Raw genomic sequence first — 593 nt, 5'->3', positions numbered from 1 at the left:
CCATTGTCAACGCATTTAAAAGAGGCAGGATTTAGTGTTGTCGATATGCCAATGCTCACACTAAAGCCGCGAATAGTAAGTGAGGCAGATATTGGATTGATGCAAGACTGGCTGTCAGGTAGTTATGACGCACTCGTTATCGTCAGTCCTACTGCAGCAGCGTCAGGACTAGCAGTCTGGCAAGCCCTTAAAAAGACCACAGAAAGGTCTACTGATGATCTATTGTCAGAATCAAGGACACTTTACCCTAGTCAGCCACCAAGTCATCTGATTGCAGTAGGAGAGGCGACAGCGTCTGTGTTACAAGATTCCAAATTGCCATTTAGTTATCAAGTTTTACAGCCGATGGTCGCCAATAATGAAGGTATGTTGGCCATGCCTGAGATTAAGCGTTTGCAAGCTGGCAATAAACTATTGATCTGGCGCGGTTTGGGAGGGCGACGGTTACTGGTCGATACATTAAAGGCGCGCGGTGTACATATTGACAGTATTGCATGGTACGAGCGTATTCAGCCTACTGATGCACAGGCAAATTATCAACAATGGGCTGAGCAGTTCATCAAGCAAAATATCAGTCAATCGCCGCGATTTTC

Annotated in this window: 1 protein-coding gene; it reads left to right on the top strand. The window is 45.9% G+C overall.

Annotation, left to right across the window (positions count from 1 at the left end; genetic code table 11):
* Nucleotides 1–593, top strand: a 593-nt coding sequence (locus tag ACS8FD_RS22735; RefSeq protein ID WP_439277525.1) for a uroporphyrinogen-III synthase, incomplete at both ends; no start/stop codon positions are given.

It is taken from the genome of Psychrobacter sp. 1U2, from assembly GCF_051847575.1.
The sequence above is the reverse complement of the archived record's forward strand: the minus strand, read 5'-3'. Positions and strand labels throughout refer to the sequence as shown.